Annotated in this window: 21 protein-coding genes; 15 read left to right on the forward strand and 6 right to left on the reverse strand. The window is 37.7% G+C overall.

What is annotated here, in order from left to right; all coding sequences use genetic code 11:
• Positions 1 to 1,157 precede the first annotated feature (1,157 nt).
• Entirely contained in the window at positions 1,158 to 2,375 is a 1,218-nt protein-coding gene (locus LQ227_RS25350) for an MFS transporter (protein ID WP_230151913.1), read from the reverse strand.
• 289 nt (positions 2,376 to 2,664) lie between these two features.
• Between LQ227_RS25350 and LQ227_RS25355 the strand changes: the two genes are divergently transcribed.
• Both LQ227_RS25355 and LQ227_RS25360 read left to right on the forward strand, forming a co-directional pair.
• Positions 2,665 to 4,614, forward strand: coding sequence for an amino acid permease (locus LQ227_RS25355; protein WP_230146570.1), 1,950 nt, complete (start codon positions 2,665 to 2,667; stop codon positions 4,612 to 4,614).
• 6 nt (positions 4,615 to 4,620) lie between these two features.
• Positions 4,621 to 5,187, forward strand: coding sequence for a transposase (locus tag LQ227_RS25360; RefSeq protein WP_230146569.1), 567 nt, complete (start codon positions 4,621 to 4,623; stop codon positions 5,185 to 5,187).
• A 197-nt stretch (positions 5,188 to 5,384) separates the two neighbouring features.
• Here LQ227_RS25360 and LQ227_RS25365 read toward each other — a convergent pair whose 3' ends face one another.
• The gene (locus tag LQ227_RS25365) at positions 5,385 to 7,343 is read right to left on the reverse strand and encodes a KUP/HAK/KT family potassium transporter (RefSeq protein WP_230146568.1); all 1,959 of its coding nucleotides are present in this window, start codon (positions 7,341 to 7,343) and stop codon (positions 5,385 to 5,387) included.
• Positions 7,344 to 7,571: 228 nt separating this feature from the next.
• Here LQ227_RS25365 and LQ227_RS25370 point away from each other — a divergent pair, with 228 nt between their 5' ends.
• The 13 genes from LQ227_RS25370 (at position 7,572) to LQ227_RS25430 (ending at position 18,946) form a co-directional block, all read left to right on the forward strand.
• Positions 7,572 to 8,054: a T9SS type A sorting domain-containing protein gene (locus LQ227_RS25370; RefSeq protein ID WP_230146719.1), complete on the forward strand. Its 483-nt coding sequence runs from the start codon at positions 7,572 to 7,574 to the stop codon at positions 8,052 to 8,054.
• A gap of 75 nt (positions 8,055 to 8,129) precedes the next feature.
• A complete protein-coding gene (locus LQ227_RS25375; protein ID WP_230146567.1) occupies positions 8,130 to 8,741 on the forward strand; it encodes a fumarylacetoacetate hydrolase family protein in 612 nt (203 codons plus the stop codon).
• A 3-nt stretch (positions 8,742 to 8,744) separates the two neighbouring features.
• Complete coding sequence (locus LQ227_RS25380) at positions 8,745 to 10,478, forward strand: M23 family metallopeptidase (protein WP_230146566.1); 1,734 nt, start codon at positions 8,745 to 8,747, stop codon at positions 10,476 to 10,478.
• Positions 10,479 to 10,657: 179 nt separating this feature from the next.
• Complete coding sequence (gene bcp / locus LQ227_RS25385; RefSeq protein ID WP_029274070.1) at positions 10,658 to 11,122, forward strand: thioredoxin-dependent thiol peroxidase; 465 nt, start codon at positions 10,658 to 10,660, stop codon at positions 11,120 to 11,122.
• A 57-nt stretch (positions 11,123 to 11,179) separates the two neighbouring features.
• A complete protein-coding gene (locus tag LQ227_RS25390) occupies positions 11,180 to 12,025 on the forward strand; it encodes a transketolase (protein ID WP_230146565.1) in 846 nt (281 codons plus the stop codon).
• An 88-nt stretch (positions 12,026 to 12,113) separates the two neighbouring features.
• Complete coding sequence (locus tag LQ227_RS25395; RefSeq protein ID WP_029274068.1) at positions 12,114 to 13,070, forward strand: transketolase family protein; 957 nt, start codon at positions 12,114 to 12,116, stop codon at positions 13,068 to 13,070.
• 91 nt (positions 13,071 to 13,161) lie between these two features.
• Positions 13,162 to 13,722 (forward strand): RNA polymerase sigma factor, encoded by a 561-nt coding sequence (locus tag LQ227_RS25400; RefSeq protein ID WP_025145705.1) that lies wholly within the window; start codon positions 13,162 to 13,164, stop codon positions 13,720 to 13,722.
• 33 nt (positions 13,723 to 13,755) lie between these two features.
• The gene (locus LQ227_RS25405; RefSeq protein WP_230151916.1) at positions 13,756 to 14,412 is read left to right on the forward strand and encodes a hypothetical protein; all 657 of its coding nucleotides are present in this window, start codon (positions 13,756 to 13,758) and stop codon (positions 14,410 to 14,412) included.
• A gap of 88 nt (positions 14,413 to 14,500) precedes the next feature.
• Positions 14,501 to 14,944, forward strand: a complete 444-nt coding sequence (locus LQ227_RS25410) for a hypothetical protein (protein ID WP_230146563.1) — start codon at positions 14,501 to 14,503, stop codon at positions 14,942 to 14,944.
• A gap of 69 nt (positions 14,945 to 15,013) precedes the next feature.
• On the forward strand, positions 15,014 to 16,213 hold the full coding sequence (locus LQ227_RS25415; protein WP_230146562.1) for an aspartate aminotransferase family protein: 1,200 nt from the start codon (positions 15,014 to 15,016) through the stop codon (positions 16,211 to 16,213).
• Positions 16,214 to 16,247: 34 nt separating this feature from the next.
• Positions 16,248 to 16,925, forward strand: a complete 678-nt coding sequence (locus tag LQ227_RS25420) for a response regulator transcription factor (protein ID WP_230146561.1) — start codon at positions 16,248 to 16,250, stop codon at positions 16,923 to 16,925.
• A gap of 91 nt (positions 16,926 to 17,016) precedes the next feature.
• Positions 17,017 to 18,321 carry a HAMP domain-containing sensor histidine kinase gene (locus tag LQ227_RS25425; RefSeq protein ID WP_230146560.1) on the forward strand — a complete coding sequence of 435 codons (1,305 nt, stop codon included), beginning with the start codon at positions 17,017 to 17,019 and terminating at the stop codon, positions 18,319 to 18,321.
• 151 nt (positions 18,322 to 18,472) lie between these two features.
• Positions 18,473 to 18,946 carry a hypothetical protein gene (locus LQ227_RS25430; protein ID WP_230146559.1) on the forward strand — a complete coding sequence of 158 codons (474 nt, stop codon included), beginning with the start codon at positions 18,473 to 18,475 and terminating at the stop codon, positions 18,944 to 18,946.
• A 107-nt stretch (positions 18,947 to 19,053) separates the two neighbouring features.
• On the opposite strand, the gene LQ227_RS25435 is transcribed toward LQ227_RS25430, so the two are convergent.
• The 4 genes from LQ227_RS25435 to LQ227_RS25450 form a co-directional block, all read right to left on the reverse strand.
• Positions 19,054 to 19,497 (reverse strand): hypothetical protein, encoded by a 444-nt coding sequence (locus LQ227_RS25435; protein WP_230146558.1) that lies wholly within the window; start codon positions 19,495 to 19,497, stop codon positions 19,054 to 19,056.
• 113 nt (positions 19,498 to 19,610) lie between these two features.
• On the reverse strand, positions 19,611 to 20,297 hold the full coding sequence (locus LQ227_RS25440; protein ID WP_108198402.1) for an RluA family pseudouridine synthase: 687 nt from the start codon (positions 20,295 to 20,297) through the stop codon (positions 19,611 to 19,613).
• A gap of 161 nt (positions 20,298 to 20,458) precedes the next feature.
• A complete protein-coding gene (gene panB, locus LQ227_RS25445; protein ID WP_230151918.1) occupies positions 20,459 to 21,274 on the reverse strand; it encodes a 3-methyl-2-oxobutanoate hydroxymethyltransferase in 816 nt (271 codons plus the stop codon).
• Between the two features lie 92 nt (positions 21,275 to 21,366).
• Positions 21,367 to 21,561 (reverse strand): hypothetical protein, encoded by a 195-nt coding sequence (locus tag LQ227_RS25450; protein WP_230151920.1) that lies wholly within the window; start codon positions 21,559 to 21,561, stop codon positions 21,367 to 21,369.
• Positions 21,562 to 21,583: the final 22 nt, after the last annotated feature.

Below are 21,583 nucleotides of genomic sequence, written 5' to 3' on the forward strand. Positions count from 1 at the left end.
GATAAAAGAAGATACGGTTATATCTTCAACTGGCAAAATGCATTCAGATTTGTTAGGAACAGCCTAATTGAGTTAGTAATGGGATCAAAACTGAAAACAATAATTAAACAGCTAATAGAGCAAATTTTTAAAACTGTAGTTGCGGTAAAGCCAACAAGAAGCTTTCCCAAAATTAAAGTTCGGCAAAATAAAAGCAGGTTGCACCAAGCATATAAATAGCTTAACTTAATAGCATTGTTAGCGTGTCGCTAAGACCGAAGTTTAATTCTTTTTTACGGCCTGGGCGTTGTAAAGGCGCTTCGACTCCGCTACCATTGACGTTATTTCGCAAACCACTATTAATCAGTATTTTAATCGCTTTTGTATTTCCGTCCAGCTAGGCCATAGCACGGTATCTCCGTTCTACTTAAACCCGGCCTAACAAATTTTTCGGGCTGCACTGTTCTAGCCGCACAGCTGCCATCAAAAGAAAAATTTTCAGCCGGCATTTTTTGTTTCTTTTTGATGCCAAAAAGAAAGAGCCCTTCGGCGGCGGCGAGCCGAGGCAAGCCTATGGTGTATGGAAAAGAAACAATTGTACGTCACTCATATTGATTTTAAACAATTAATTACCCCTCAGCGTGACAACCCAAGGGAGAATTATCAACTGGCCTTAGCGTATTGTTAAGCATTTTTTTGTCACGGAAACACAGAGGGCACGGAAATTAGGCAAGAATTCAGAACCTCTTATCTGGCCTCAGTGTCTCGCTAAGACCGAAGTTTAATTCTTTTTTACCGCCTGGGCGTTGTAAAGACGCTTCGACTCCGCTCAGCGTGATGACCCAAGGGAGAATTATCAACTGGCCTTAGCATCTAGCTAAGCGCTTTTTTGCCACGGAAACACAGAAGACACGGAAACTAAATAGGCTTACACAGCTGCCACTTATCTCACATTTTTTCGGTAATCGAAACCAATGTTTTTATATGTTGTACCCAAAGAATAGACCTGATGGATTGAAAATCCCTTTTGGGCATTGGATAATTATTTTTATCAAAATTTTCCCAAGAGGATTGTAACAAACAGCAGGACTGGACCCTACCTATATATCACAGACTTTGCTCTTCAAGAAATATTCGACTCCGCTTAGGAAGAGAAAACACACAACATCTCGAATACCTTACACTTCATCTTTTTTTCGAAGCCTAAGAATAACAAACATCACCAAAACCGAGATTAAGATCATGATTAAGTAACTATAGCTTAGGTTACGCTCATCTTTAGCGGGGATCAGATTTACGATACCATAACTCAAAAAAGAAACGATAACATAGGTTATCCCTCCTGTTAAGCCGCCGGCAATCCCAGCATTTTTCGGGAATTTGCTCAGGCAGAAAGTGAAGTAATTATTAAAGGTAAAGCCTGCCCCTACATGGATTAAAAAGGCAAAGAAAATTAAAGACCAGAGGTTAGAAACAAAATTTAAGCTTACAATCATCAGAACTACAAATGCTACCTGAAACAGCGAGTTGATCATTAATCGTTTAAAGAAAGGTCTGTTAATGGTGGCCTTGCCAATAAAGCCCCCTACCATCCAGGCAAAACCTAAAAACAGGGAACTATAACCTGCAATAACGGGTGAGAAGTTGAAATGATGCTCAATGATAAATGGTCCAGTCATGTTGTAAACCATCACCATACAATAAGCTAAACCCAACATCACAATACCTAAGGTAAAGCTTGTTGTTTTAATCATTTCGATATAAATACCCGTTATCTTTTTCAGTTGAAAATCGGTAAAGTGTTTTAATGTTTCGCCACTGAACAAGAACTCCAGCACGGCGAAAACAAGTGCAAAACCAGCTAAGAAATAGAAATTAGATTCCCAACCAAATAATGTTTGCAGATAACCACCAATAAAAGGTGCTATAATTGGTCCGGTAGACCAGATAATAGAAAACAAACTCAGATAATGTTTTAACTGATCGCCCTCAAAAAGATCAACAAAGTAAGCGCGTTTAGCCACTACAATTGCACCTACAGTAAGACCATGGATAATGCGCATTAAATAAATAAGGTAAATGTTATGGGTAGTTGCAATGATGATACTTGCTGCAGCGAAAATTAATAATGCGTATAAACAGATTTTATATCTTCCAAAACTATCAAGCACACTACCAATAAAAAGTTGAGCAACCCCATAACTTATTAGAAAAATGCTGAGTGTAAGTTGAACCTGAACATTGCTCACCTGCATTTCGCCAGCCATGGTAGGTAATGAGGGGATATAAATATCGGTAGCAAAACCCGACAATGGAATTAATGCAAAGGCCAGTAGAGTAGCCAAACCCTGGTGACGTTCTTTAATGTATTTTATTTGTGCTATATCTGCATTCATATTGGTAATGTAATGGTATATAAATATTCCAATCAAACAAGACCTATGTCGTTTTATGCGCCCTGCTGATTATTTACAACAAAATTAACTGTTTCACTTATCCTAAAACTATGCGAATCAAACAAAGGATTATTCAGGCCAAATAATTTCATTTTTTTACTTTAATCTAATAATTACACTTTTTTCGACGGCAATTACCCACTAGCGCGTGGCGTATTGAAAATTATATCTTGCTTTAAACGTTTTTAACCAAACTTTTTATAAGTTTGAGGAAACAAGCAAACAAAAGATGTTCGAAAAGCTATTCAGAAAAAAATCTATTTCCAAGATATTACAAGATGCGGCAAAAGGCTATGGCGACCATGAAAATACATTACATAAAACACTCGGAGTACGCGATTTAACAGCTTTTGGAATTGCAGCAATTATTGGAGCAGGGATTTTTAGTACGATTGGCAAGGCAAGTGCAGACGGAGGTCCGGCGGTAATTTTTTTATTTATTTTTACAGCAGTAGCCTGTAGTTTTGCGGCCTTTGCTTATGCAGAGTTTGCTTCAATGGTACCTGTTTCGGGTAGTGCCTATACTTATTCTTATGTAGCTTTCGGCGAACTGGTGGCCTGGATTATCGGATGGTCGCTCATTATGGAATATTCTATCGGTAATATTACGGTAGCCATTTCCTGGTCTGATTATTTTACAGGATTACTCTCAACCATCAAAATACCTCCCCTCGGCATAGAGGGCATCCATGTACCCGATTGGATGACAATGGACTATTTAAGTGCCTATAACGGACATAGACATGCTGAAGCGCTTCTGGCGGCTGGCAAAAACCTGGCCGATTTAGATTCGGCTACAGCCTTGGCCAACAATGCATGGCTTACTGCTCCAACAATCGGTAGTTTTCACCTTGTTGCAGATATTCCTGCCCTGGGCATTATCATTTTAATTACCTGGTTAATTTACCGTGGAATGAAAGAAAGTCGCAATGCCAGTAACGCGATGGTGGTGGTTAAACTTGCGGTAATTCTTTTGGTATTAGCGGTAGGTATATTTTATGTAGACACAAAAAACTGGGATCCATTTGCCCCGAACGGTGTTGCTGGGGTTTTAAAGGGCGTTTCGGCAGTATTTTTTGCTTATATCGGTTTCGATGCCATTTCTACAACGGCCGAAGAATGTAAAAATCCACAACGCGATTTACCCCGCGGCATGATGTGGGCGATAATTATTTGTACCATCCTTTATGTGGCTATTGCACTGGTTTTAACTGGTATTGTTAAATCAGATACCTTAGCTGTTGGCGATCCGTTGGCATTCGTTTTTGATCAGATTAACTTAAAATTAATGAGCGGTATTATTGCCGTAAGTGCAGTATTTGCCATGGCTAGTGTACTTTTGGTTTTTCAAATGGGTCAACCACGTATTTGGATGAGCATGAGCAGAGATGGCTTGTTACCAAAATCTTTTTCAAAAATTCACCCTAAATACAAAACACCTTCGTTTGCAACAATTGTGGTAGGCTTTGTAGTGGCTGTACCATCGTTGTTTATGAATCTTACTATCGTTACCGATCTCTGTTCTATCGGAACACTTTTTGCTTTCGTACTGGTTTGCGCAGGGGTTTTAGTATTACAGAACAGGCCTGATGTACAACGCGGAAAATTCAAGATACCTTACGTAAACAGTAAGTTTATAGTGCCTATTGTTTTAATTGCAACTATAGTTTTTGCATTCACAAAATATGGGAAAGAAACAAAAGCATTCTTTTTCAATTCCCCTAAAACAATCCAAACGGTAACTTTTGTTACTTCTTTAAGCGGCGATGAACTTAAAATTGTTAAAGAGGAAATTGTTAAAAATGCCTCGCCACAAATTGTATTGGCCGAAAAAGTAGATGCAGAATCTTATTTAAGTGCATTACCGGCCGATCGTTATGAACAGTTTATTTCAGCCTCAAAGGTACCGATAGAAAAGAAATACGAAAGCGGATGGGGATTGTTTAAGCACAAAATTCCGATGTGGATTTTCCTGATCATCTGTGTGATCATCACCTACTATTGCATTACTAAAAACTTGTCGTTAATTCCGGTTTTAGGATTGATTAGTTGTTTGTACATGATGTGCGAACTTGGCATTTCGAACTGGATCGGTTTCGGCATCTGGCTGGTAGTAGGCCTCGTGGTTTATTTTGCCTATGGTTACAGGCATAGTAAACTGGCAAAAATTGAAAGTTAATTATAAATGAAGTATAATCCTTTAATACATCATCGAAGATCGATCAGGCTAAAGGATTACGACTATTCAAATGCAGGAGCCTATTTCATAACAATCTGTTGTGAAGATAGAATCCATAGATTTGGAAAAGTTTCAGACAATAAAATGATCCTAAATGAATCTGGAACTATCGCTTACAATGAATGGATAAATTTATCCGTTAGATTTTCAAATTTCGAACTTGATGTTTTTCAGATCATGCCGAATCATATGCACGGCATAATAGTATTATCAGATATTTCTTCTTTTTCTACTGCTGTCGGGGCGACCCTTGTGGTCGCCCAAGAAGAAGATGAATTAAACAGGGTGACCGCAAGGGTCGCCCCGACAATTTCCGACATTGTTGGCGCATATAAATCAATTGTTTCTAATGCGTGCCTGCAACTATTCAAATCGCACGATAAAACAATGGGAAAGCTATGGCAAAGGAACTACTATGAACACATTATTCGTGATGAAAGAGCATATAATAACATCTCGAACTATATTATAGATAATCCCAGTAAGTGGGACGAAGACAAATTCCATTTATAAAACAAAAAAATCCCCTTTCTTTAACAGAAAGAGGATTCAATTTATTTCTTCTTTATAAAGGCCAGCGCAGTAATCATCACCAGCCCCAATCCAGATGTAATCATATAATTATTGGCATGATCGAAATAGTACAGTTTAGCTATGGGTCCAGCTATAAACAAACTGACCCCCAATACTAAAATCGCAGTTCTCATCAGTTAAACCGGCAACCTGTTCAATTCAATATCATCTGGTGTAACGAAAATCAACGGAACTTTCTCTACATCAACATAACTGCTATCCAAGCCAAAACTCCGCTCTTCTGATAAACTTAATTTTTTAAGGATAAAGTAATAATCCATAATCTGTCTTTCATAGAAACTTAACTTGGTGAACTTAGATAAATGTTTTTCTAAAAGAACAAACCTGAAATCGCCAGCAATTTTATGCTTGTTTAACGAAGTGTACTGACTGGTAATATCGATTTCTCCGTTCTTCACCAGCTCTTCAACTACTTTACGATACAATAAGTTTACACGCTGCTCAATCCTGAAGCCTAATCTAAAATCAATCCTGATCAGTTTTCCAGGGATCAGGAATTCAACTTTATAATCTAAAGTATAAGGCTCGTCCATTACATCAACATGCACCAACCAGTACACATCGGCACGTTTTGGTTCCTTTTGTATAATGGAATAGATAATTTTCGATTCAATCTCCGTTTTAAAGTTCGCACTGGTTAAATAAACCAGTTGAGACGAGTATTTCGGAACCGATTCATCTCCGCTCAGTTCAGTTAAAATCTCATAATAATCCTCAATTTCGACATATTTAACAAAGCGGTTTTTGATTTTTCGGGCTACAAACCAACTCCACATCACTGTAAACAATAACGAACCAATTAATACAGTTACCCAACCACCATGTAAGAATTTAGTTAAATTACTGATCAAAAATGTGCCTTCAATAATTACATAGGTAAAAAAGAATATCGCAACTAAATATTTCGGGAAACGTCTACTTCGCAAATAAAAACTAACCAGAATTGTGGTCATTAACATGGCTATGGTGATAGATAAGCCGTAGGCCGCATCCATTTTCTCTGCCTTTTGAAACAACAGCACAATACCACAGCAACCAATCCATAACATCCAGTTAATAGAGGGAACGTATAACTGACCTTTAGAAACCGATGGGTAAACAATTTTAATTTTAGGCCAAAGGTTTAAACGTACTGCTTCAGCAATTAGGGTAAAAGACCCACTAATTAAAGCCTGACTCGCAATTACTGCCGCCATAGTGGCCAGTATAACCATCGGAATTTGAAACTGATCAGGAACGATCTGGAAAAATGGATTCATTTTTGCACCCGGAACATAACTTCCACTGTTCTGCAAAATCCAAACGCCTTGCCCTAAATAGTTTAGAATAAGGGTTAATTTAACAAAAATCCAGCTGATTCTGATGTTATTTCTACCACAGTGGCCTAAGTCAGAATATAAGGCCTCAGCCCCTGTTGTACACAAAAATACACCGCCAAGAATTAAAAACGCTAGTTTATTGGTAACCAGTAAATGGATGGCGTAATAAGGGTTAAATGCCTTTAGGATAGTGAAATCTTTAACAATAAAAGACATACCCAATACACCCAAAACAGCAAACCAAACAAACATTACGGGTCCAAAAAGCTTTCCAACCAAATTGGTTCCAAACTGCTGGATAATAAATAAGATGGTTAAAATAGTTAATACGATTGGAATAACCTGTATATCAAACTTATTAGTAAGCCCTTCAATTGCTGAGGTAACCGTAATACTTGGTGTAATAATTCCATCGGCCAGTAAGGCACAACCTCCTACCACAGCCGGAACTACTAGCCACTTCGCTTTTTTCCGAACCAATGAAAATAAAGAGAAAATACCACCCTCACCTTTATTGTCGGCCCTTAAGGTAATAATAACATACTTAATGGTCGTTTGTAGTGTTAGCGTCCAAATAATACAGGATAGTACACCAAGAACGTTTGTGGGATTTATATCCTGTTTACCGCCTAAAATGGTTGTAAAAATTGCATTTAAGGTATATAATGGAGATGTACCAATGTCACCGAACACAATTCCTAAACTGATTAGAACCCCGCCGGCGGTTAACGCGTTGACATTTTTATGATTTGACACTTCGTTGATTATTTTAGTGCGGCAAAAGTAAACTAACTATAACAATTTAACAACCAAATTATTGTGTATTTTTAACACTATGAAATTTAAATTTTATTGTTAAATTGTGTTAAATTATGGGTTTTAAACAAAATGTTTAATTTCTTTGTTTTAAATTAATACATTTGCTATACCAATTTGATGAAACTCTACGCTAAGATAACGTTCCTCACAAAACTTGCATGCACATTGTGCATTGTCTTACTGTGCGGCGTAAATTCTTGGGCACAACAAGCTGATAGTATTCGCATTAGTTTAAAAAACAGAACAAAAAAAGTAAGCAGAATTCCTGAAATTAAAGCCAACATTACGCCTTATAAACCACTATATATGACAGTTGGCGGCTCTGGAATGTTCAATACTTACTCCACAACTCCAAAAAATACAACGGTTGTAGCAAAAGATAAATTGTTAACCATCGTAAAAATATATCCAAATCCTGTAGAAGATCAATTAAATATTATCTTATCTATCGGAAAAGATGGCACACAGACTACGATCAAAATCATCGATTTATTGGGAAATGAAGTGGCAACACTTTCAAATGAACGCCTAAACGCTGGCGAGCAGACCAAAAGCTTCGTCATTCCAAACAGGATTAATCCTGGCATTTACTTTTTGAGGGTTATTGCCGGTTCCGAAAGCCAGGTAAAACGGATCTCAGTTTTATAACACCATTTTCTTTTCTATTTTTGATTGATGTGGATTTAATTCCCGTCTATTTTATCATATTTCATAGTCTTAAGAATGAAAATCATCGCCATTGGCAGAAATTATGCCGAACACGCAAAAGAACTGAACAATCCGGTTCCAACCACACCTGTAATTTTTCTAAAACCAGATACAGCCGTTTTAAAAGACAATAAACCTTTTTACCTCCCTGATTTTTCTGATGATATACATTACGAATTAGAAGTGGTATTAAAAATCTGTAAAGAAGGAAAACACATCGCCGAAAAATTCGCAGCGAATTATTATGATGAAGTGGGATTAGGTATCGATTTTACCGCCCGTGATATCCAGAGCAAACACAAAGAAAAAGGATTGCCTTGGGAACTTGCCAAAGCTTTTGATAACTCGGCACCCATCAGTATCTTCCATCCCAAAAGTGATTTTGAGGATCTTTACAACTTAAATTTTGAGTTGAAAGTAAATGGAGAAAGCCGCCAGGTAGGCCATACTAAAGATTTGTTATTCTCGTTCGAGAAGATAATCAGCTTTGTTTCTCAATATATTACTTTAAAAAAAGGCGATTTAATTTTTACCGGAACACCACAGGGTGTAGGAAAAATAAATAAAGGCGATAAATTGGAAGCCTGGTTAGAAGGAAAGCAACTTTTAAATTTTGATGTAAAGTAACGAATGATTAAAAACCCGATCCAGTATAAGTTTAAATTTTTGGTTTCAATTTGCCTTTTATTTGCTTCAACTTTTATTCAGGCACAACAGATTTATAGTACGAATAAATACCCGATTACAGATTTCAGACAACCTTTAGATATTAGTCCTCCTGCCCTTGCTGGTTCTTTTGGCGAAATCCGCGGCAATCACTTTCATTCTGGAATTGATTTCAGGACCAACCAACGCGAAGGTTACCCTGTTTATGCCGTTGCAGATGGATATATTTCGAGGTTAAGGGTTCAGAACAGTGGTTTCGGACAGGCACTGTACATCAATCACCCTAATGGTTTCACTACCGTATATGGCCACCTTCAACGGTTTGCTCCCAAAATTGCAACCATTGTTAAAAACCTTGAATACGAAAAAAAATCATTTGAGATTGATGAGTTTCCCGATGCCACATTAATTCCCGTACATAAAGGCGAGATTATTGCCTGGTCTGGTAACCGTGGTAGTTCTGGCGGTCCGCATCTGCATTTCGAAATCAGAGATACCAAAACAGAAGAGACCATAAATCCTCAGTTTTTCGGAATCATCATACCCGATAATATTCCACCTGTTATTCATGGTTTGTATGTATACCGTTTAAATGGCAAAACCTTTAACGAAAATACACCTAAACAAGCCATCGGCATTAGTGGAGCAAATGGCAATTATAAAACCAATGCCCCCATCAGCTTAACTGGCGAGGTTGGCTTCGGCATCGTGGTAACCGATCGGCATAATGGTTTATCGGGCACCAACGGGGTATATTCAATCCAACTGGAGGTTGATGGAAAGAAAATATATACTTCTGCCCTTGAACGCTTTGCGTTTGAAGACAGTAAGGCCATCAACTCACACATCGATTACCCAACTTATTTAAATACAAAAAGAAGCATTCAGAAAAGTTTTGTTGAACCTGGCAACCCTTTAAAAATTTATAGCGGTTTGGTCAATAGTGGCAGGATTAATTTCAATGACGGTGCTTCACACCAGCTGCGCTACATCATAACAGATTCGAAAGGGAACTCGTCTGTTCTACCTTTTACCGTAAATGCAGGCACTGCACCTATTGCTGCACCGGTTATTCCCGCCGGAATAATTTATCCTTATAATAAAGTGAATGAGTTTAATAACGATGATATTAAAGTAGTTTTCCCACTCGGGACATTGTACAGCGATTTAAATTTCGCTTATAAAAAGTTGCCTAAACCAACGGGAAATGCCTGGTCGGCTGTACATCAGATTCATAATAAATACACACCACTGCATATCGGTTTCAATATCTCGATCAAGGCTGATAACTTACCGGAAAACTTAAGAAGTAAAGCCCTAATTGTAAATAACAACGGTTCATCTCAGGGCGGTTTTTTTGAGAATGGTTATGTTAAGGCTACTCCGAAAAACTTCGGCAGTTTTTATATCGCTACTGATACCCTTGCGCCAAGGATAATACCTGTAAATATTGCTGAGGGGAAAAACATGGCTGGTTTATCTAAAATATTTTTCAGGATCAGTGATAATTTATCAGGGATAAAAAGTTTTAATGGCTATATCGATGGCAAATGGGCATTAATGGAATTTGATACCAAAACAGCAACGCTTTGGCACAGTTTTGACGAAAGGACAGCTTCAGGAAAGCATACATTGGAATTAATAGTAATGGATATGAAAGAAAACACTAGAAAATACACAGTAACATTCTTTAAATAGGAACAGGATTTTTAAGATTTAAGGGTTTTATGATCGAATTGCTACCAAAAACATATAAAAAAGCTAAGAAATGTCATCTTTTAACATAAATAGAACAGTATAACAAGTTAAAACGTTTAAATTGCGTATAATCTTAAGTATTTAATCATTATAACATTCAAAATTCAATCATTATAAATATGGCAGCGTTAAAAGAAGGTGATCAGGCACCGGCAATTACATCAAAAGATCAAAACGGCATTGAAGTTTCTTTAAGCGATTATCAAGGCAAAACGGTTGTTCTGTATTTTTACCCTAAAGATGATACACCAGGCTGTACTGCCGAAGCTTGCGATTTCAGGGATAACTATCAGGGCTTACAGGCAAAAGGCATTGTGGTTTTAGGTGTTAGCGTTGATGATGAAAAATCGCACCAGAAGTTTGTCACCAAACATAACTTACCATTTACCCTGCTTGCTGATACCGACCAGAAAATTGTAAACGACTATGGCGTTTGGGCAGAAAAAAATATGTACGGCAAAAAGTACATGGGTACGGTACGCACCACTTTCATTATAGATGGTGATGGAAAAATCACCCACATCATCAAAAAAGTTGACACAAAAAACTCAACACAACAAGTACTCGATTTAATTAATAACTAATTATGATATAGCGGGTAAAATATTACCTTTGCTATGTAACAACAACCTCTTATTTTAATGAAACATACAATTAAAGAGCTAGAAGATATTGCCTCTCAAATTAGAAGAGATATCGTAAGAATGGTTCACGGATGTCAATCAGGTCACCCAGGCGCTTCGCTTGGTTGTGCAGATTTTTTTACAGCTTTATATTTTGAAGTATTGAACCACAAAACGGACTTCACAATGGAAGGTGCTGGCGAAGATCTTTTCTTCCTATCGAACGGACACATTTCTCCGGTATGGTACAGTACATTAGCTCATGCTGGTTATTTCGATAAAAGTGAACTGGCGACTTTCCGTAAACTAGATTCTAGATTACAAGGTCACCCTACTACCCATGAGCATTTACCAGGTATCCGTATTGCTTCAGGATCTTTAGGCCAGGGCCTATCAGTTGCTATTGGAGCAGCTTTAGCCAAAAAATTAAATGGTGATAAATCTCACATCTTTGCTTTATTAGGTGATGGAGAATTACAGGAAGGACAAAACTGGGAAGCAGCAATGTTTGCCCCTTTTAATAAAGTAGATCATTTAATTGCATCTGTTGACTATAACGGACAGCAAATTGACGGGCCAACAAGCAAAGTACTTGCCTTAGATGATTTACAAGCTAAATTTGAAGCTTTTGGCTGGCACGTAATCAATACCGATGGTAACGATATGCAAGCAATCGTTGAAGGCTTACATTATGCTAAAACACTAACCGGAAAAGGCAAGCCAATCTTAAATTTAATGAGTACTCAAATGGGTGCTGGTGTAGATTACATGATGGGCACGCATAAATGGCATGGTACTGCGCCTAATGATGAGCAGTTGGCAGCAGCGTTAGCGCAATTACCAGAAACTTTAGGGGACTATTAAACTGATTTGAGACAATAGATATGAGATTTGAGACGAATTGTCGCCTGATCTCACGTCTAAAATCTCACATCTCATAGCTAAAAACAAAATGAAAAAATATACATATACAGAAAAAAAAGATACACGTTCGGGTTTTGGAGCTGGTTTACATGAGGCTGGAAAGAAAAACGAAAATGTGGTTGCCTTATGTGCCGATTTAGTTGGATCACTTAAAATGGATGCTTTTATTAAAGATTTTCCTGAGCGTTTTACACAGGTTGGTATTGCAGAAGCAAACATGATCGGTATTGCCGCAGGCATGACTATTGGTGGTAAAATTCCTTTTACAGGTACTTTTGCCAACTTTTCTACAGGCCGCGTTTACGACCAGATCCGCCAATCTGTAGCTTATTCTAATAAAAACGTTAAAATCTGTGCATCTCACGCAGGTTTAACCTTAGGCGAAGATGGTGCAACCCACCAAATTTTAGAAGATATAGGTTTAATGAAAATGTTGCCAGGAATGGTAGTAATCAATCCTTGCGATTACAACCAGACTAAAGCAGCAACTATGGCTATCGCCGAGTATGAAGGCCCGGTTTATTTACGTTTTGGCCGTCCGGTAATCCCTGTATTTACAGATCCAGATCAAAAATTTGAGATCGGTAAAGCATGGATGGTTAACGAAGGAACAGATGTCACCATTATTGCTACAGGCCATATGGTTTGGAAAGCAATCGAAGCTGGTGAAAAATTAGCTGAATTGGGTATCGATGCTGAAATTATCAATATCCACACTATTAAACCTTTAGATGACGAAGCCATCTTAAAATCAGTTAAAAAAACTGGTTGTGTGGTTACCTGCGAAGAGCATAATAAATTTGGTGGCTTAGGTGAAAGTGTAGCACGTTTGTTAACTACCGAATTGCCAACACCACAAGAGTTTGTAGCCACTAACGATACTTTTGGCGAAAGCGGAACACCAGATCAATTAATGTCTAAATATGGCTTAGATGCTGTAAACATTGTTGAAGCTGTTCAAAAAGTAATTGGCAGAAAAAAATAGATTTAAAATTTAACCACAAAGACACCAAGAACACTAAGCATAACCAAACCTTTGTGTACTTAGTGTCTTTGTGGTTTTATAATCATCATAAATGAAACAAGTTGAAGATTCAGAAATTCTTGCAATGTTCGCTGTTGAGCGTACGCGTAATGAAGCCTTTAACCTGTTGCTGAAAAAATATCAGCAAAAAATATATTGGCATATCCGCAGACTGGTTTTAAACCACGATGATTGCGACGATCTTTTACAAGAAGTATTTGTTAAAGTCTGGAAAAACCTCGATAAATTCAGGAGCGATTCTCAGCTTTATACCTGGATTTACCGTATTGCCACCAACGAATCCATCACTTTCTTAAACAAGCAAAAACAGCGGAACAATACACCTTTGGATGAAGTATCATCCGAGCTTGCCGATAACTTAGTTGCCTCCTCTTATTTTAACGGCGATAAACTTGAGCTTAAACTGCAAAAAGCAATCCTTACCCTGCCTGAAAAACAACGGATTATCTTCAACATGAAATATTTCGACGATATGAAATATGAAGAGATTTCGGAAGTGTTAGGTACCTCCGTAGGGGCTTTAAAAGCATCATTTCACATCGCTGCAAAAAAAATTGAAGCTTTTATTACAAATGATGAAATAGACTATTAAACCTTTTCACTTTAATTGTATCATATATCTGTGATGAACGAAAATATAGAAAATAACGATTGGATGAACGAAGCCCCTGCACTTGCAGCATTGGGGAAACACAATCCTTTCTCCGTTCCTGATGGATATTTCGAAAATTGTGATGAGGCCATTTTTTCTGCTGTCTTTTTAGATGGATTGAAACAGAAAACGAGTGACAATAATTTTGAAGTTCCGCAGAATTATTTTGAAGATCTAACGGAACGCATACAAACCAAAATTGCGCTGTCCGAATTGCCAAAAGCAGAACAGGCCTTTGCAGTACCCGAAAATTATTTCGACACCCTGCAAAGTAGAATTGCTGATCGGATTGCGGCATCGGAACCTAAAAAGGAGGCCAAAATTATTCCTTTATGGAGGCGCAACATTGTTAAATACGCAAGCGCAGCCTGTTTCTTATTAATGGCTTCGTTTGGTGTTTATTTTTACCAAAACAGCTCTACCAATGCGGTTCAGCAAGTACAATCTGCAGAAGCAATGAACGAACAGCTATTATATGATATTGACGAAAGTACGATCATCGATCATTTAGAAGCGCAAAATACTACATCATCTAATATAAAAACGGCTTCTGCGTCAGATACAGAAATGGAAAACTACATCTTGAGTAATTTCTCATCAAATGATTTATCTCAGGAACTAAATAATTAATTAAGGAACCATCATGATTTACCGAATAAAATACATACCAAATCATGATAGCTTCATCACTATTGAAAACAATAACAAATTGATGAAAATGAAGAATTTACTTTTTGTTGCTTTAATGTTTTTATTACCCACTACCTTATTGGCACAAAAACCAAGGGGGGAGGAAATAGAATCACTTAAAATAGCTTTTTTCACTCAAAAACTGGACCTATCACCAGAAGAGGCTAAAATTTTCTGGCCGATTTATAACGATATGCAGGCAGAGCAAAACGCCTTGCGCAAAGAACGCATGCAGAAAATGATCTCTTTCAGAAAAACGACTGAAATAGATAACCTAACCGATGCACAGGTGCAAAGTTTAATTACCAGCGAATTCGACTTCAAGCAAAGAGACCTCAATCTCGATAAAAAATATTACAACAAACTTAAAGCGGTATTGCCGATAAAAATTGTTGGAAAGTTTTACCGGGCACAGGAAGGTTTTAAACGCGAGTTACTCAATAGATTTAAAGGCGGCCCAAAAAAGCCATAAAGAAAAAGACTTACAGCAATGTAGGTCTTTTTTGTTTTAAAGCACTCTTTCATTTCCGTACTTTTGTGCATGCTTACCCAACGTCAGTTGTTTTTACAACACAATGCACAAACCTCTCCTGAGCCGCTTATGCTCGAATTTGTAAGGGCTAAAGGAATTTACATTTATGATGCCCAAAACAAAAAACACATCGATCTTATTGCCGGTATCGGCGTAAGTAATGTTGGCCATTGCCATCCCGCCGTAGTGAAAGCTATTCAAGAGCAGGCAGAAACCTACATGCACCTAATGGTTTATGGCGAATATGTACAAACGCCTCAGGTAAATTTTGCCAAAGCCCTTGCTGATATTTTACCTGAAAGCTTAAGCTGCACCTACTTTTTAAACTCAGGAACCGAGGCTGTAGAAGGTGCCATGAAACTAGCCAAACGTTATACTGGCCGTAAAGGATTTATTGCCTGCAAAAATGCTTACCACGGGAGTACGCAGGGTGCCGAAAGTTTAATGGAAAGTGATTTCTATTCCTCCGGCTACGGCCCGTTCTTGCCACATGTAAGTTTTATCGAACATAATAACATTGCTGATCTCGAAAAAATCACCTCAGAAATTGCTGCTGTTTTTATCGAACCCATTCAGGGTGAAGCCGGAATCCGGGTAGCCGATTTAACCTACATGCAGGCTTTGCGGGCAAAATGCACAGAAACCAGAACTTTGTTAATCTTCGACGAAATACAATCTGGTTTCGGCCGCAGCGGCAAGATGTTTGCTTTCGAGCATTACAATATTGTACCAGATGTGCTGCTCTTGGCGAAAGGAATTGGTGGTGGAATGCCAATAGGGGCTTTCATCAGTTCACTGGAGATTATGTCGGTATTATCGCATACGCCAATTTTGGGTCACATGACTACTTTTGGCGGTCATCCGGTTTGTTGTGCTGCTGGGTTGGCTACCTTACGTACTTTAGTTGATGATCATATTGTTGATGAAGTAGAAGAAAAAGGACAATTGTTTAAACAGCTCCTTCAACATCCTGCCATTAGAGAAATTAGGGGAAAAGGTTTAATGTTGGCGGTTGAATTTGAAAATTTCGAGATCAATAAAAAAATCATTGATGCCTGCATTTTAAATGGTGTGTTATCAGACTGGTTTTTACATTGCAGCAATTCTATGCGCATTGCCCCTCCTTTAGTTATAACCAAAGAAGAAATTGAAGAAGCTTGTGCGATCATCTTAAAAAATATTAACTTAGTTTTAGAGACTAAAGCATAAAGCTGAAAGACCAAAGAACATTAACTAAATTAAAATGAACGTACTCATAGTTGAAGATGAAAAAAGCCTGGCGCTTGAAATGGATGAATTCTTGAGCAAAGAAGGATTTATTATAGAGCATGCCTGGAAAAAATCTTCTGCGGAAGAAAAAATATTTGTAAACAATTATGATTTCATTTTACTCGATTTAGGTTTGCCAGATGGTGATGGTTTTGAAATTTTAAAACAGTTAAAAGCCATGAAAGATCGTGATGATGCTGTAATTATCTTAACCGCACGTAGTGCTGTAGATGACCGGATTAAGGGGCTTGATGAAGGCGCAGACGATTATTTACCCAAGCCATTTTCGCTAAATGAACTTTTAGCACGTATGCATGCCATTACCCGTAGAAAACACAAGTTAGAGAAAAATGAGGTAAACATCCATGATTTTTTGCTCAATATCCAAAATAGGACCGTTTCTTTCGGTGATGAAAGATTAAACCTTACCAAAAAGGAATTCGAGATATTTAACTATCTAGTGTTGAACAAAAACCGCGTGGTATCGAGAATGAGTTTAACTGAACACGTTTGGGGCGATATTTTAGAAGTCAATTCTGATTCCAACTTCGTTGATGTTCATGTTAAAAACCTACGAAAAAAACTTGCAGCAGTGAGTGTAACAGATTGGTTTGAAACCGTAAGGAGTATTGGCTACAGGATTAATTGCTAGAGAGTCGGGAAGTCGGGGGTCTGAAGTCAGAAATTAAGCGTCGATCTACCAATGAACCAATGACAATTGAACCAATGAACCACTAAACAAAATGAAGTTACAGGTTAAGTTTTCTTTATACAATGCAGTAACCAAAATTGCCATTATTCTGGTATTGGGGGCTATCATTCTATTTTCGTTGGATAAACTTGCCTACAACCAATTTGACAACCGTTTAATCAAAAAGAAAAACAAAATCATTAAAAACTTAAACGATAATGAGATCGATAGCCTTTTAAACAAGGAACAGTCTTTTACCGATTACAATATTTTAAAGGAAGAATTTATCGTTTTAACAGATATCCCTGATAACCAGAAAGACTCTACAGCAAAAGTATTTACAGAAAAGAGGGAAATCGAAGGCGATATTGAGGTATATAGAATCCTCAATTATAAATTTTCTTATCATACAAACTGGTATAACCTGGAGATTGGAGAAACGATGACAGCGCTCCAATCCATTAAAAATTCGATCCGTTTTTATATGCTGATTGTGTTGGTTGCCGCCTTACTTATTACTTTGGTAGCAGATTTTACCTTCTCAAACTTTTTATTAAGGCCTTTTTATCTCATTATCGACAAAAAGATCAATCTGGTTGATGATCCTTCACATTACAATTACCAGAATATACCAACTACTACCAACGATTTCAAAATCCTTGATAATAGCATAAACTCTTTAATGCGTAAAATAAATACGCTATTCGCTTTAGAAAAGCAGTTTATAGCTAACGTTTCGCACGAGTTGCTTACCCCCATTTCAATTTTAAGTACGCGCTTCGAAAATATGCTCAACACGCCAGATATTCCGGTAGAGCACGAAAACAAAATCTACGCCTCTTTAAAAACCTTAAACCGCTTAAAGGTAATTATCAACAGCCTGCTGCTCATTTCGAAGGTAGAAAACAATCAGTATCTGAAAACCGAAGAAATTAGCCTCAAACAGGAAATCGATGATATATATGAAGATCTGGAAGATCGAATAGCAGATAAAAATATCAGTTATAACGCTCACCTTTCAAATGATTTTCATTTTACCGGAAATAAAGCGCTGATACATACCCTTCTAATCAATATTATCAATAATGCAATAAAATATAATATTGAGGGGGGTACCATTGCCATAACAGATAAAACCGAAGCCGAAAAATATATCCTCACCATCAGCGATACCGGATCTGGTATGAGCGCAGCACTGGCAGAAAATGCTTTCGATCGGTTTAAAAGGGGAAATACCGAAGAAAACGGCTTTGGCCTGGGGCTGGCCATTGTACAAAGTATTGCCCGGTTCCATAAAATAGAGGTCGATATTAAATCTGAAGAACACAAAGGAACCAGCATTTCGTTGTTTTTTTAAAACGAAACTTCACTGATAAGTTTATCACATAGCGCATATATTTAGTATAAACTTAATTCCGGTGCAAGATCGGTACAGGTTTAAGAATCTTTTTGGCAGGGGCTTTGCTTAATAATAAAAAACCAATCCGATAAGAAAAGAATATATCCCAATGAAAAACATCATCCCAATACTAGGAGCAGCCGCCTTATTGATGGCATCGTGCCAGGGCGGCACGGCAAAAAAAACACAGGCTAAAATAGATTCCACCATAGTAACCAATGCAACTGCAAGCCCCGATTCTATTCGGTGCTACCAGTACATTAAAAACCGAGATACTGCCACCCTGTCGTTAAAAACAGCGGATCATAAGGTAACAGGTACGTTAGGTTATAATTTATACGAAAAAGATAAAAATGCAGGCACTATAGCCGGAATTGTTAAAGGCGATACCATAATTGCTAACTATACTTTTCAGTCTGAAGGCAAAACATCAATTAGGGAAGTGGCTTTTTTGAAAAAGGGCGATCAGTTAGCTGAGGGATTTGGCGATGTACAGGAAGTAAAAGGGGAAACCAAGTTCAAAGACCTAAGCAAACTAAAGTTTGATGGATCGATGACTTTTGACAAAATTGATTGTAAATAATCCCGAAGAACCGTCATTCCCAACTTGATTGGGAATCTTAATGCCTAACAAAAATGCTTTAAGATTCCCGCATGCGCGAGAATGACGATTTTTCTATAATTTGAACTTTATTTAGTTACTGCGTCCTTCGCTGCTTTCGTCCATTCTTCGCTTAACTTAAGCATATAATCAGAGTATTTTTGTATTTCATCTGGCTTTAGCTTGCTTGCCCAGCCTGTTGCCTGATTTGCCCAAGCCTTGTATTTATCACTTAACGCTTTAATTTCTGCAGCATTTTTACTTTTCACAGCTGCAACATATTCGTCTTTAAGTTTAGCATATTCAGCAAGCCCTTTGTTTACCTCTTCACTTGAGAAAGTTGGAATTTTAGCAGGAATAGTCTCACTTCGAATTGTCGTTGTTGTCTCACTTGTCGATTTACTTGTAAAAGTTGTATCGCCGTTTACAACCGTTGTGTCATTTGTAGTTTCTGTTTTTTTAGTGCTCTCACACGAAACCAGTGTAGAAGCCAATAAGCCTGCTGCAGCGATAGATAAGATGATGTTTTTCATGATTAATTTGGTTTTAGTCCTGAACAGACGAAATATGATGCCAAATCATAAAAAATCCGATCAAATAATAAATATTGTGACCGGATATCTTAATTATATTAAATATTGTTGTGCTATAAGTCTTCGAAGCGTTCCCAAAAACCATCAACAGGCAGCTTGGCAAATATATTTACGGGTTCTTTTTTAACCGGGTGTATAAACTGTAAGCGGCGGGCATGTAGGCAAATGCTTCCTTTTCTGCTTCCCCGGGGATAGCCATATTTATTATCACCCATAATCGGGCACCCCATTGATGAGAGCTGAACCCTGATCTGGTGCGAACGTCCGGTTAAGGGATCTACCTCCAAGAGGTAATAATCGCCAACCTTCGCCTTTACTTTGTAAGAAAGCTCCGCACGCTGACTACCAGTAACCTCTGTATTGTAATAGGAAACCACATTTTTCTGTGGGTTTTTAACCAGCCAATGGATCAAAGTAGCCGACTCTTTCTCTGGCTTGTTCTTCACCACTGCCCAATAGGTTTTCTTTACTTCTCTATTTTTAAAAACGGCATTCATCCGTTCCAAAGCCTTACTCGTTTTAGCAAATAAGATTACGCCGCTCACCGGCCGATCTAAACGGTGTACTACACCTAAAAAAGCACCATTTGGCTTATTGTACTTTTTAGCGATATACTTTTTTACTTGTTCATCCAAAGGCTCATCACCGGTTTCATCAACCTGCACAATATCACCTGCCCTTTTATTAATGGCGATTAAATGGTTGTCTTCAAAAAGGATGTCGTTATCGGTAATTGGCATTAGGGTAGTTCATTGGTTCATTCGTCATTAGTCCATTTGATAAGGCAAATCGTCTATTGCGAAAGTTATTGGTTAATCGGTTAGCTGTTTAATTGTTTAAAATTGGATAGTTTATCTGTGCCTTGAAAAGAATGCCAAACTCAAAACGCCCAACTCCAAACTTAATACTGTTCTTTTTCGTTCGGGAAATCGTTTGCTTTTACATCACGAATGTACGATTGTGCTGCGCCTAAAATTTCATCGTATAAATTAATATACTGACGTAAAAAACGTGGTTTAAACCCTTTTGTTAAACCAATCATATCATTTACAACCAAAACCTGGCCATCACAGTCTTGTCCGGCACCAATACCAATAGTTGGGATATTCAAGCTTTCTGTAACTTCTTTACCTAAGGCAGCAGGAATTTTTTCCAATACGATAGCAAAACACCCCTCAGCCTGTAAAGCCAAAACATCTGTTTTTAACTTATTTGCTTCTTCTTCTTCCTTAGCGCGAACTGTATATGTTCCGAATTTATAAATCGATTGCGGCGTTAAGCCCAAATGCCCCATTACAGGTATTCCTGCTGTGATAATACGTTGAACCGATTCGATAATTTCTTCGCCGCCTTCCAATTTAACACCGTGGGCGCCCGATTCTTTCATAATCCTTATCGCTGAGTTCAAAGCTTCCTTTGAATTTCCCTGATAAGAGCCAAAAGGTAAATCGACAACAACAAAAGCACGTTTAACTGCCCTGATTACCGAGGCAGCATGGTAAATCATTTGGTCTAGTGTAATAGGCAAAGTTGTTTCGTGACCAGCCATTACATTAGAAGCAGAATCACCTACAAGTAGAACGTCTAATCCTGCATCATCTAAAATGGTAGCCATCGAGTAATCGTAGGCCGTTAACATAGATATTTTTTCACCACGTTGCTTCATTTCCTGTAAAGTGTGCGTGGTGATGCGTTTGATTTCTTTATGTACCGACATGGGATTTGTTTTGTATTGCCAAAAGTATTGTTTTTTCTTTAATTAAGCTGAAAAGACCAAAGGTAAAAGACCAAAGCTATTTCAGGCAAAAATCATTTTTTATTTAAATCGTGTCTCACTGCTTTCAGCTTTAGTCTTTCTGCTTTTAGCGCTAACCTTATTTCACTTTTCTCTTTACATTTCCAATCTAAAACTCTATCTTTGTACCCCGAAATGGAAGGGATATATTCATCTTTTTTTGCACCCAGCAAAAACGGCTTTAATGCCGAAAGCCATTCTTTTTTCAACTCTTTTTTAAATCAAAATCCA

Source organism: Pedobacter sp. Bi27 (assembly GCF_918698255.1).
GTDB lineage: Bacteria > Bacteroidota > Bacteroidia > Sphingobacteriales > Sphingobacteriaceae > Pedobacter.